7 protein-coding genes and 1 pseudogene are annotated in these 13,022 nt (G+C 65.6%); 5 read left to right on the top strand and 3 right to left on the bottom strand.

Annotation, left to right across the window (positions count from 1 at the left end; genetic code table 11):
* The first annotated feature begins 28 nt into the window (after positions 1-28).
* The 3 genes from clpS (at position 29) to G4G31_RS11735 (ending at position 6,350) form a co-directional block, all read left to right on the top strand.
* Positions 29-331 (top strand): ATP-dependent Clp protease adapter ClpS, encoded by a 303-nt coding sequence (gene clpS / locus G4G31_RS11725; protein ID WP_027864722.1) that lies wholly within the window; start codon positions 29-31, stop codon positions 329-331.
* Positions 328-2,628 carry an ATP-dependent Clp protease ATP-binding subunit ClpA gene (gene clpA, locus G4G31_RS11730; protein WP_182991545.1) on the top strand — a complete coding sequence of 767 codons (2,301 nt, stop codon included), beginning with the start codon at positions 328-330 and terminating at the stop codon, positions 2,626-2,628. Before clpS ends, clpA begins: the two co-directional genes overlap by 4 nt.
* Positions 2,629-2,924: 296 nt before the next feature.
* Entirely contained in the window at positions 2,925-6,350 is a 3,426-nt protein-coding gene (locus G4G31_RS11735; protein ID WP_182991546.1) for a S41 family peptidase, read from the top strand.
* A gap of 414 nt (positions 6,351-6,764) precedes the next feature.
* On the opposite strand, the gene G4G31_RS11740 is transcribed toward G4G31_RS11735, so the two are convergent.
* Positions 6,765-7,943 carry a PLP-dependent aspartate aminotransferase family protein gene (locus tag G4G31_RS11740; protein WP_182991547.1) on the bottom strand — a complete coding sequence of 393 codons (1,179 nt, stop codon included), beginning with the start codon at positions 7,941-7,943 and terminating at the stop codon, positions 6,765-6,767.
* Positions 7,940-9,328 (bottom strand): cystathionine beta-synthase, encoded by a 1,389-nt coding sequence (locus G4G31_RS11745; protein WP_182991548.1) that lies wholly within the window; start codon positions 9,326-9,328, stop codon positions 7,940-7,942. The genes G4G31_RS11740 and G4G31_RS11745 overlap by 4 nt, the downstream gene beginning before the upstream one ends.
* 348 nt (positions 9,329-9,676) lie before the next feature.
* On the opposite strand from G4G31_RS11745, the gene G4G31_RS11750 reads away from it, so the two are divergent.
* A complete protein-coding gene (locus tag G4G31_RS11750) occupies positions 9,677-10,312 on the top strand; it encodes a hypothetical protein (RefSeq protein WP_182991549.1) in 636 nt (211 codons plus the stop codon).
* On the opposite strand, the pseudogene prpR reads toward G4G31_RS11750, so the two are convergent.
* Positions 10,309-11,934: pseudogene (gene prpR, locus G4G31_RS29070) on the bottom strand (propionate catabolism operon regulatory protein PrpR). The gene G4G31_RS11750 and the pseudogene prpR sit on opposite strands and share 4 nt — an antisense overlap.
* Before the next feature lie 199 nt (positions 11,935-12,133).
* Between prpR and prpB the strand changes: the two are divergent.
* Entirely contained in the window at positions 12,134-13,018 is an 885-nt protein-coding gene (gene prpB / locus G4G31_RS11760) for a methylisocitrate lyase (protein WP_182991550.1), read from the top strand.
* The last annotated feature ends 4 nt before the right edge of the window (positions 13,019-13,022 follow it).

Below are 13,022 nucleotides of genomic sequence, written 5' to 3' on the forward strand. Positions count from 1 at the left end.
TCATCCTTGAACGCATTAGAATACGCCCATGGCAACCAAGCACGATACCGAACAGCTGCTGGAGCGGCAGACAGTGAAACCCCCGCCCCTGTATCAGGTGGCGTTGCTGAATGATGACTACACGCCGATGGAATTTGTGGTGGCGATCATTCAGGAGTACTTCAACAAGGATCGCGAGACGGCGACGCAGATCATGCTTTCCGTGCACCGTCATGGTAAAGGCGTGTGCGGCGTGTTTTCCAAAGATATAGCGTGTACCAAAGTGGAGTTTGTCTTAACGCATGCGCGCAAGGCGGGTCACCCCCTGCAGTGCGTGATGGAGGAAGTATGATTGCGCAGGAACTTGAAGTATCCCTACACATGGCCTTTGTCGAAGCCCGACAGGCACGGCACGAGTTCATTACCGTGGAGCACCTGCTGCTTGCGCTCCTCGATAATCCCTCGGCCGCTGAAGTCCTGCGTGCATGCGCGGTCAATATCGATGACCTGCGCAAGACCCTGACCAATTTCATCGGCGATAACACGCCGACCGTGCCCGGCACGGGCGAGGTCGACACCCAGCCGACGCTCGGCTTCCAGCGTGTGATCCAGCGCGCGATCATGCACGTGCAGTCGGCGTCGAACGGCAAGAAGGAAGTCACGGGCGCCAACGTGCTCGTCGCGATCTTCGGCGAGAAGGACTCGCATGCCGTTTACTACCTGCACCAGCAGGGCGTGACCCGTCTCGACGTGGTGAACTTCATTTCGCATGGCGTGCGCAAGGACCAGCAGATCGACAGCCAGAAGGCGTCGGAAGGCGTGGAAGAGGCGCAGGTCGAGGGCGCAACGAAGGAGAGCCCGCTCGACCAGTTCACGCAGAACCTGAACAAGGCCGCTGCCGACGGCAAGATCGATCCGCTGATCGGCCGCGAGGAAGAAGTCGATCGCGTCATCCAGATCCTCTGCCGCCGCCGCAAGAACAATCCGCTGCTGGTCGGTGAAGCCGGTGTCGGCAAGACGGCGATTGCCGAAGGCCTGGCATGGCGCATCGTCCAGGAAGACGTGCCCGAAATCCTGCAGAACGCCGTCGTGTTCTCGCTCGACATGGGTGCGCTGCTGGCCGGTACCAAATACCGCGGCGACTTCGAACAGCGCCTGAAGGCCGTCCTGAAGCAGTTGAAGGACACGCCGAACGGCATCCTGTTCATCGACGAGATCCACACCATCATCGGCGCCGGTTCGGCTTCGGGCGGTACGCTCGACGCATCGAACCTGCTGAAACCAGCGCTCGCCAACGGCCAGCTGAAATGCATCGGCGCGACCACGTTCACGGAATTCCGCGGCGTGTTCGAGAAGGACCATGCACTCTCGCGCCGCTTCCAGAAGGTGGACGTGAACGAGCCCTCGGTCGAGCAGACCGTGCAGATCCTGCGTGGCCTGAAGTCGCGCTTCGAAGAGCACCACGGCGTGAAGTACTCGTCGTCGGCACTCTCGACCGCGGCCGAACTGGCGGCGCGCTTCATCAACGACCGCCATCTGCCGGACAAGGCGATCGACGTCATCGACGAAGCGGGCGCGGCACAGCGCATCCTGCCGAAGTCGAAGCAGAAGAAGACCATCGGCAAAACCGAGATCGAGGAAATCATCGCCAAGATCGCGCGGATTCCCCCGCAAACGGTCAACCAGGACGACCGTTCCAAGCTGCAGACGATCGACCGCGATTTGCGCAACGTCGTCTTCGGCCAGGACCCGGCCATCGATGCACTCGCTTCGGCGATCAAGATGGCGCGTGCGGGCCTGGGCAAGCAGGACAAACCGATCGGCTCCTTCCTGTTCTCCGGTCCGACCGGTGTCGGCAAGACCGAAGTGGCCAAGCAGCTGGCCTTCATCCTCGGCATCGAGCTGATCCGCTTCGACATGTCGGAGTACATGGAGCGTCACGCCGTGTCGCGCCTGATCGGTGCGCCGCCGGGTTATGTCGGCTTCGACCAGGGCGGTTTGCTGACCGAAGCCATCACCAAGAAGCCGCACGCGGTGCTGCTGCTGGACGAAATTGAAAAAGCCCACCCGGACATTTTCAACATCCTGCTGCAGGTGATGGACCACGGCACGCTGACCGACAACAACGGACGCAAGGCCGACTTCCGCAACGTGATCATCATCATGACCACGAATGCGGGTGCCGAGAGCCTGACCAAGCGTTCGGTGGGCTTCGTCGATTCGAAGGCTGCCGGCGACGAGATGGCCGACATCAAGCGCATGTTCACGCCGGAGTTCCGCAACCGCCTGGACGCGATCATCAGCTTCCGTGCGCTGGACGAGGAAATCATCCTGCGCGTCGTGGACAAGTTCCTGATGCAGCTGGAAGAGCAGCTGCACGAGAAGAAGGTGGAAGCCATCTTCACCGAGAAGCTGCGCAAGTTCCTCGGCGCGAAGGGCTTCGATCCGCAGATGGGTGCCCGTCCGATGTCGCGCCTGATCCAGGACATGATCAGGAAAGCCCTGGCCGACGAATTGCTGTTCGGCCGCCTGACGAACGGTGGCCGCGTCACCGTCGACATGAACGAGAAGGACGACGTCGTCCTCGAGTTCCCGGAAGGCGACGCACTGCCGCCGCCGGCCCCGGCCGAAACGGTCGAGATCGAGTAATCGATCGGCTGATCCAGAAAACCGCGCTTCGGCGCGGTTTTTTTTCGCCTGTGAACGGCAGCGATGCCACCTTCTTGCAGCGCCGGCTATCGTAGGGTGGGCGCCCCGTGCCCACGCTGACAACACCTTCCGATGACATGGACCCAGAGCGTGCCGCGCCCACCCTATGGTCGATGACGCAATGTCAGCTCGAGACAGCGATGCACCGGCCGCCGGATTTTTTGCCTGTATGCACGCCCACGCCGTCCACCCCTGTGGCACACTCATTCTCTTCAGCAACCCTTGCCGCAGAGAACATGAACCTGTCCCGCACCATCCTCGCACTGTCGCTGGCGCTCGTCGGCACCCAGGCCACCGCCGCCGATCCGTATTTCCGCTATCCCGCCCTGCGCGGCGACACGGTCGTGTTCACCGCCGAGGGCGACCTCTGGCGCACGACCCTGGCCGGCGGCAAGGCCACGCGCCTGACCACGCACCCGAATGCCGAGACCCACGCCGCCATCTCGCACGACGGCAAATTCGTCGCCTTTGCGGCGTCATACGAGGGCGCCCAGGAAGCCTATGTGATGCCGCTCGAAGGCGGCCTGCCCAAGCGCATCACCTTTGAAAACGGCGGCGTGACCGTGTTGGGCTGGACGGCGCAAGGCGAAGTCCTGGTCAGCACCGAAAATTCCACTGGCCCCTCCAAGCACCGCGTGGTCGCCGCGCTCGACCCGGTCAGGATGACGCGGCGCGTGCTGCCGCTGGCCGACGCCAACGACGCGGTGCTCGACGACGCAGGGCGCACCGTCTATTTCACGCGCATGGGCCTGACCATGACCAACGATAACGTGAAGTCCTACCGCGGCGGCGCCTATGCCCAGCTGTGGCGCTTCGACCTGGCAGCTGGCGGCAAGGCGCCCGGCGAGGCTACGCCGCTCTTCAAGGGCGACAGCAACAACAACCGTCACGCGATGTGGTGGCAGGGCCGCCTCTACTTCATCAGCGACGCCGACGGTGCCGACAACATCTGGTCGTCGCAGCCGGACGGCAGCGACCGGCGCCAGCATACGCGCCACAAGGAATGGGACGTGCGCAGCGCGGCGCTCTCCGATGGCCGCATCGTCTACGGGCTCGGCGCCGACCTGCACGTGCTGGAGATCGCCAGCGGCACCGACACGCTCGTCAAAGCAAGCCTGGTGTCGGACTTCGACCAGACGCGCATGCGCCGCGTGAAGTCGCCGCTCGATGCGCTGACCAGCATCGAGCTGGCCAACAAGGCCGAGCGCATCGTCCTGACCGCGCGCGGCCGCGTGACGATTGCCGGCACCGGCAGCTATCGGCGCGTCGAGATCGCCGTGCCGGACGGCGCTAGAGCCCGCAGTGCCGTATTCAGCCACGACGACAAATGGGTGTACGCGATCGTCGACGCCAGCGGCGAGAACGAGATCTGGCGCTATGCCGCCGACGGCTCCGGCGCCGGCGAACGCCTGACGATGGATGGCGCCAGCCACCGCGCCAACCTCTACCCGTCGCCCGACGGCAAATGGCTGGCCCACACCGACAAGAAGGGCCGTACCTGGCTGCTCGACCTGGCGAAAAAGACCAATGTCATCGTCGACGACGCCGGCCAGGTGGGCCTCGAACGCCCCGACCAGGTCGTGTGGTCGCCCGACAGCCGCAACCTGGCTTTTGTCCGCGTCGGCAGCAGCGAACAGCGCAACCAGATCGGCATGTTCAATCTCGCGACGAAGGAAATGAGTTTCGTCACGACCGACCGCTACGAGGCCAATTCCCCGGCATTCTCCCCCGACGGCAAGTGGCTCTACTTCCTCTCGGCCCGCAACTTCAACCTCGGCAACGCCTCGCCCTGGGGCGACCGCAACATGGGGCCCGTGTTCGACAAGCGCGTCGGCGTGTATGCGCTGGCGCTGCAGCCTGGCGGACGTTTCCCCTTCAAGCCCGAGGACGAGCTGACCAAACCCGAAGAAACGCCAACCGACAAGCCGGCCGAGAAATCGACCGCCAAGCCGGGCGACAAGCCTGCTGAGACTCCTGCCGACGCTGCGCGCGGCGGTAGCAGCGCCGATGCTTCCCATGCCGCCAAGGGCGGTGCGGATGCCACCGCGTCCGCCGGCGCAAAAGACGGCGCGGCCGCGAAGAAGCCGCTGCCGGCCGTCGTGTATGCGGGCCTGCGCGAACGCCTCTACGAAGTCCCCGTCGCCCCCGGCAATTACCGCGGGCTGGCCGTCGACGACAAGCGCCTGTACCTGCTGGACGCCGACGACGACGGCAGCAAGGGCAACCTGCTGACGCTGCCCATCAGCCGCAGCACGCCAAAGCTGGAAACCTTTGTCGGCAACGTGCGCGAGTTCGGCCTCACCGACGACAAGAAGCACGTGTTCTATCGCACCTGGGCGAAGGGCACGCCGGGCGACATGCTGATCGTCGACGCCGGCGCCAAGGCACCCGCCGACCTGTCGCGGTCGAAGGTGAAAATCGACGACTGGGCGGTGAGCTCCAACCCGCGCATGGAGTGGAAGCAGATGTTCAACGACGCCTGGCGCATGCACCGCGACTTCCTCTACGACGCGCGCATGCGCGGTATCGACTGGAACGCCGTGCGCACCCGCTACGCGCCGCTGGTCGAGCGTGTCACCGACCGCGCGGAGCTCGACGACGTGCTGGGCATGATGGTGGGCGAAGTCGGGGCGCTGCACTCGCAGATCCGCCCGGGCGACCTGCGCCGCGCGCCCAGCGAAGGCACGCCGGCCAGCCTGGGCGCGGTGCTGACCAGGGTGCCCGAGGGCTATCGCGTCGACCGCGTGTACCGCAGCGAGCCGGAGCTGCCGGCCGAGCGGGGTCCGCTGGCCGCACCCGACGTGAATGTGAACGAGGGCGACATCATCACGGCAGTCAACGGCAAGTCTGCGCTTGATGCACGCGACATCGCCGACCTGCTGCTCGACACGGCCGACAAGCAGGTACTGCTGCAGGTGCAGCGCCAAGGTGCGAAGGCACAAGCCAAGCCGCGCGCCGTCATCGTCACGCCGGTCTCGATGGCGCGTCACGCGAGCCTGCGTTATGCGGACTGGGAACAGGGCAGGGCGCAGCAGACCGACGCCGCGTCGAAAGGCCGCATCGGCTACCTGCACCTGCGTGCGATGGGCGCGCGCGACATCAATGCCTTTGCGCGCGACTTCTACGCCAACGTGAACAAGGAAGGCCTGGTCATCGACGTACGGCGCAACAACGGCGGCAACATCGACAGCTGGATCATCGAAAAGCTGCTGCGCCGCGCCTGGGCCTTCTGGTCCTCGAACGGCCGCCAGCCGCAGCCGAACATGCAGGGCACCTTCCGCGGCCACCTGGTCGTGCTGGTGGACGAGCTGACCTATTCGGACGGCGAGACCTTCGCGGCCGGCGTCAAGGCGCTCAAACTGGGCCCGCTGGTCGGCAAGCGCACGGCTGGCGCGGGCGTGTGGCTCAGCGACGGCAATGGCCTGAGCGACAACGGCATGGCGCGGGTGGCGGAGTTCGGCCAGTTCTCGAGCGACGGCGAATGGCTGATCGAGGGTGTGGGCGTGGTGCCCGACGTGGAAGTCGACAACCTGCCGCACGAGACCTTCGCCGGGCGCGACCGCCAGCTGGAAGTGGCGATCGAACTGCTGGAGAAGAAGCTGAAGGAGCAGCCGGTGAAGGTGTGGAAGCCGGCGGCGATTCCGGCCTTGAAGCGGGAGTAAGAGTGGAGGCACGCTGCTTGAAGTGGCGTGCCGGTAAGGCTGCCGATGTTCGGATGGTGAGACAGCGTGGGCACGGAGTGCCCACCCTACATATCGCGAGGTTCGTAGGGTGGGCACTCGTGCCCACGCTGTCTACGTGTCGCGAGGTTCGTAGGGTGGGCACTCGTGCCCACTGCCGATGTTCGGATGGTGAGACAGCGTGGGCACGGAGTGCCCACCCTACGTGTCGCGAGGTTCGTAGGGTGGGCCCGTCATCGAGGCCATTGGCCTCGATGACCCCACGCGGTATGACATCATGAACAGTTCGTAGGGTGGGCCCGTCATCGAGGCCATTGGCCTCGATGACCCCACGCTGTCTGGCCTCATGAATAGCCGCGCCATTACCGGAGCCGCAGGATGGCCCCGTTCAAACCATCACATCGCGTCCAGCGCCCGCTGCAGATCCGCCCGCTGGTCCTCGACATGCTCGATCCCCACCGACAGGCGGATCAAGGTGTCGCCAATCCCCAGCTCCGCCCGCTGTGCCGGCGGAATCGTCGCATGCGTCATCAATGCCGGATGCTCGATCAGGCTCTCGACGCCGCCCAGGCTCTCGGCCAGCGTGAATACCTTGCACGCTTCCAGGAAGCGCCGCGAGCCGGCCAGGTCGCCTTCGAGCTCGATCGAGATGATGCCGCCGAAGCCGCTCATCTGCCGGCGCGCCAGCGCATGCTGGGGATGCGATTCCAGCCCCGGGTAATACACCTTGCGTACCTTCGGCTCGCGCTCGAGCCACTGTGCCAGCGCCAGCGCATTCGCGTTGCTGCGCTCGACGCGCAGGGCCAGGGTCTTGATCCCGCGTAGCACCAGGAAGCTGTCGAAAGGCCCCTGGATCGCGCCCACGGCGTTCTGGATGAAGCCCAGCTTGTCCGCCAGCTCGGCCTGGTGCGCTTCGCGCCCGACGACGGCCACGCCGCCGATCACGTCCGAGTGCCCGTTCATGTACTTCGTGGTCGAGTGCACCACGATGTCGATGCCCAGTTCCAGGGGGCGCTGGTTGATCGGGCTGGCGAAGGTGTTGTCGCAGACGGTGACGATGCCGCGCTCGCGGCACAGGCGCGCGATCGCCGAAAGGTCGGCGAGTTTGAGCATCGGGTTGGTCGGGGTCTCGACCCAGACCAGGCGTGTCTCGGGCGTCAGGGCGGCGGCCAGCGCCTCCGGGTCGGCCAGGTTCACGTAGGTGAAGGTATGGCCGGCGCTGACCCTGCGCACACGCTCGAACAGGCGGTAGGTGCCGCCGTACATGTCGTCGCCGGCGACGATGTGCGAGCCGGCCGGCAGCAATTCGAGCACGGCGGAAATCGCCGCCAGGCCCGAGGCAAAAGCGAAGGCCGCGCTGCCGCTTTCGATGTCGGCGACGCAGCGCTCCAGCGCCCAGCGCGTCGGGTTGTGCGAGCGGCCGTAGTCCAGGCCCTTGTGCACGCCCGGGCTCTCCTGGACAAACGTCGAGGTGGCGAAGATCGGCGGCATCACGGCGCCGGTGGATGGATCCGGTGCCTGGCCGCCGTGGATGACGCGGGTGGCGATGTGTTGTTTGTTGTCGGAAGAGCTCACGATAGGGTCCTGCGCAAATGGTTGAGAAGGTCGAAGCGGGTGATCAGGCCGTAGAAACGGTCGCCGTCGGCGATCACGGCGGTCAGGCCGCGGTCGAGGATATCGCGCAGCTGGGCCATGCTGGCGGCCGGCGTCAGCGTCTGCAGCTGCGAGGTCATCGTAGAGGAAACCGGCGTCTGGAAGCGCGCGGCCTCGTTCGTCACGTGCAGCAGCAGGTCGGACTCGTCGATGATGCCCACCAGGCGGCCCTTGTCGATCACCGGCAGCTGGGCCAGGTCGCTCGAGCGCATGCGGTTGAAGGCGACCAGCAGGGTATCGGTCGGACTGACCGTGACGACTTCGCCGGCGTCGAAGCGGCGGCCGATCAGGTCGCGCAGGTCGCCGGTTTTCGGACGGTGCAAGAGGCCCTGGTCGACCATCCAGCCGTCGCTGTAGACCTTGGTCAGATAGCGGGTGCCGGTGTCGCAGACAAAGGTGACGACGCGTTTCGGCGTCGTCTGGGCGCGGCAGTACTTCAGCGCGGCGGCCAGCAGCGTGCCGGTCGAGGAACCTGCAAGGATGCCCTCATGCTGGAGCAGGGCGCGCGCGGTGCCGAAGCTTTCCTCGTCGGTGATGGTGTAGGCGCTGCGCACGCGTGACAGGTCGGCGATGCCCGGAATGAAGTCCTCGCCGATGCCTTCCACCGCCCAGGAGCCGGCCTCGTCGGCCAGGTGGCCGGTGTTCACGTAGTCGGCCAGGATCGAGCCTTTCGGGTCGGCCAGCACGAATTCGAGGTCGGGCTGGACACGCTGGAAGTAGTTCGACAGGCCGGTCAGGGTGCCGGATGAACCGACGCCGACGACGATGGCATCGAGCTCGTGGCTGGTCTGCTCCCAGATTTCCGGGCCGGTGGTGGTTTCGTGGGCGCGCGGGTTGGCCGGGTTGTTGAACTGGTCGGCAAACCAGGCGCCGGGAATCTCGCGTGCCAGGCGCGCCGCGTAGTCCTGGTAGTACTCGGGGTGGCCCTTGCCCACGTCCGAGCGGGTCAGGTGGATTTCGGCGCCCAGGGCTTTCAGGTGCAACACCTTTTCAGCGGCCATCTTGTCGGGCACGACCAGCACGACGCGGTAGCCCTTGATGCGCGCCACCAGGGCCAGCCCCAGGCCGGTGTTGCCGGCCGTGGCTTCCACGACGGTGCCGCCGGGTTGGAGGCTGCCGTCAGCCTCGGCCGCCTCGATCATGGCGCGGCCGATGCGGTCCTTGATCGAGCCGCCCGGGTTTTGCGATTCCAGCTTCAGGAACAGCTGGCAGGGACCGGTATCCATGCGGGTGACTTGCACCAGCGGTGTGTTGCCGATCAGGGAAAAGATTGCCGCTTGAGACGCGTGTTGCTGCTTGCGTGACATGTTGCCTCCAAATAAACGCCTTGTGGGCGCTGGGACGACGGATGAGAGAGCGCGGGTAGGGCGCCGGGCCGTGGTAAAAAAAGCATGGTACGACTGATCAAGGCGGTTTGTCTTGAACTGGCGCGAAAAGACGAACCACGGCCAGCGCCGCCCGAGGAGCGCGAGCGTAGCACTGATAAGGCTTGTCTATACAATAAGAAATTCGCATAAGTGTATGCGGTTTTTGACTTGGTGCGGAGCATTTCGCGGCACACGCTGGTGCTCCTAAGCCACGTCCGCCGTAAAATTTTGCCAACGCCTGAGCCAGACGCTTATACTGGAGCACTATTTCTTTTTGGCATGAATAACATGATCACGCACATTCGCTCCCTCGTACCCGCAGCTGCAGCTGCCCTGACTTTGTTGGCCGGCTGCGGCGGCGAAGGCGGTGTGCCGCTGGGCGAGTTCCCCGCGATCAATATGGCGGAAGGCGAGACGGTCGAGCTGAAGGCGCCGAGCTCGAAGAGTCCGGCAACGTTCAGCTTCAGCAGCAGCAACCCGGCCGTGGCCGAGGTGAGCGGCACGACGCTGTTCGCCCGCGCGCCTGGTGTCAGCACGATCACCGCGCAGCAGGGGAAGATGGGCAGCTACAACCCCACCTCGACCAGCACCACCGTGACCGTGGCCGCCTATGTCAGCCATGGCGGGATGCTCTGGATGCCACCGAGCACGACCCTCAGGAACTGGGCCGATGCAAAAGCGTTTTGCGAGAATACGACCATCAAGACCCTCGACGGATGGCGGGTGCCGACCCAGGCCGAGCTGACCGCGATGGCGTCGTCGGTGGCGCTCCCTAGCCAGGGCTGGCTGCTGGCCGACACCTGGACCTCGAACCCCGGATCCGGTGCGAATACGCACGTGGTCCTGAACCTGTCGAGCAAGGTGTCGAGCTCCATCGCCAGCGACAAGACAGCCGCCGTCACCTGCGTGAGGACGGCACCCTAAGCGCCCTGGCCGCCTGCGCGCAGGCGCCGCCACAGGTCGTGCGGCTGATGCCGAGATGGCGCGCGGCGGCATCGCGCTGGCCGTTGAAGCGCGCCAGCACCGCCGCCGCACTTTCCTCCGCAGGCGCTTCCAGCCTGGTCGCGGGCGCGGGAAGCACCGTTTGCCCCGCGACTTGCGCCAGCTCCGGCGCGATCCCCAGCAAGAAACTCGGCGTCAAGGCCTGCAAGGGCTCGGCCGCCGAGGAACAGGGCCAGGCGCTCCATCAGGTTGCGTAGTTCGCGCACGTTCCCCGGCCAGGGGTAGGCCGCCAGCAGCGGCGCGCAGGCCTGGATTTCGGCATGCAGGTTCGGATGCGGACGCGCACCCAGCGCTGCCAGCGACTGCTTCAGCGACCACTCGGCCAGCGGTGCGATATCGACCGCGCGTGCCCGCAGCGCCGGCAGCGCCAGGCGCAGGACCGCCAGCCGGTAGAACAGGTCGGCGCGGAAGCGCCCCTCGCGCACCCGCGCCTCCAGGTCGCAGTGGGTAGCGCTGATCACGCGCACCGCGATCGGCACCGGACGCGTGCCGCCCACCCGCATCACCTCGCGTTCTTCCAGCACCCGCAAGAGGCGCGTCTGCAGCGCCAGTGGCATTTCGCCGATCTCGTCCGGGAACAGGGTGCCGCCATTTGCCGCCTCGAACAGGCCCGCATGGCCGCCGCGGCGCGCGCCCGTGAACGCGCCTTCCTCGTGGCCGAAAAGTTCCGACTCCAGTAGCGACTCGGCGATTGCACCGCAATTGACCGCCACGAAAGGCCGGTTCGCGCCCAGGCTGCGCGGCCCCTCGCGGTGGATGGCCTGGGCGACCAGCCCTTGCCGCTGCCGGTCTCGCCCGGATCAGGACGGTGGCCGGCGAGCGCGCGTACAGCACCACCGTCTGGCGCAGGCGCTCCATCGCATCGGACTCGCCCCGTAAATCGTTCAGGCCGCGGGCGCGCGCTGCACCGTGTTCGCGCTGCCGCGGCGGATCCGGTTCGCTTCCAGCTGGGTCAGGCGCGCCACTTCCAGCGCATCGTCGAAGGCCTGGCGGATCGAGGCGGCCGAGTACAGGAACACGCTGGAAAGATTCGCCTCCTCGGCCAGGTCCGTGATCAGGCCGGCGCCGACGACCGCCTCGATCCCTGCGCTCTTCAGTTCGCGGATCGCCGCGCGCGCATCCTCGCGCGTCACATAGGTGCGCTGGACGATGTCGAGGCCGAAAGTGGCTGAAAATTCCGCGAGCTCGGGCAGCGGTTGCTGGTAGCTGATCACGCCGACGCGTGTCGACATCTTGCGCGCCTGCGCCAGCGCACGCATGACGTCGTAGCCGCTGGCCTTGGCCACCACCACCGGCGCCGACACCCGGCCCTTCAGGTAGGCGCCGTTCGAACCGGCGGCGATGACGACGTCGCAGCGTTCGCCCGCCATGCGTTCGCGGATGTGGCGGGCCGCCTCGTCAAAGCCGAGCTTGATCGGTTCGATGGTCGCCAGGTGGTCGTATTCGAGCGTGATGTCGCGGAACAGGTCGGACAGGCGCGAGACGGACACCGTCCAGATGACGGGTTTGTCGGCTTCGACGGGAGCAGGGGAGAGTGGGCGCATGTTGCAATTTTACTGCAACGATGTTTCGTGCGTTTCATTTGAAACGACGAGTGAAACATCACGGGGACGGAAGCTGAGCGAACCCTGGATGCAAGTAGCTGAAACATAAAGGATTTCTGCTCATCGGATGCAGCCGGCATGGCTGGCACGCTCCTTGCAAAAGAGGGAGCCATTCATCACCGAACCCTCAGGAGAGCACATGACCCCATCCGCAGGCGCGCTGTTTCGCCGCGCAGTCCAGGAAGAATCGCCGCTGCAAGTCGTCGGCGCCATCAATGCCAACCACGCGCTGCTGGCCAAGCGCGCCGGCTTCAAGGCCATCTACCTGTCCGGTGGCGGCGTCGCCGCCGGCTCGCTCGGCCTGCCCGACCTGGGCATCTCGAACCTGGACGACGTGCTGACCGACGTGCGCCGCATCACCGACGTCTGCGACCTGCCGCTGCTGGTCGACGTCGACACTGGCTTCGGTTCCTCCGCCTTCAACGTGGCGCGCACCGTCAAATCGATGATCAAGTTCGGCGCCGCGGCCATCCATATCGAAGACCAGGTCGGCGCCAAGCGCTGCGGCCACCGTCCGGGCAAGGAGATCGTCTCGAAAGGGGAGATGGTCGACCGCATCAAGGCGGCGGTCGACGCACGCACCGACGAGAACTTCGTCATCATGGCCCGCACCGATGCGCTGGCCGTCGAAGGTTTCGACGCCGCCATCGAGCGTGCAGTGGCCTGCGTGGAAGCCGGTGCCGACATGGTCTTCCCGGAAGCGATGACGGAACTGGGCATGTACGCCAAATTCGCGAAAGCCGTGGGCGTGCCGATCCTGGCCAACATCACCGAATTCGGCTCGACCCCGCTGTTCACCGTGGACGAACTCAAGTCCGCCGACGTCGGCCTGGTGCTGTATCCTCTGTCGGCTTTCCGCGCCATGAACAAGGCGGCCGAGAACGTCTACACGGCGATCCGCCGTGACGGTTCCCAGCAGGCCGTGCTCGATACGATGCAGACCCGCGCCGAGCTGTACGAGCGCATCAACTACCACGACTTCGAGCAGCACCTCGACGCCCTGTTCGCAGCCCAGAAAAAATAACAAC

The sequence above is a fragment of the Massilia sp. Se16.2.3 genome, assembly GCF_014171595.1.
Lineage (GTDB): Bacteria > Pseudomonadota > Gammaproteobacteria > Burkholderiales > Burkholderiaceae_D > Telluria.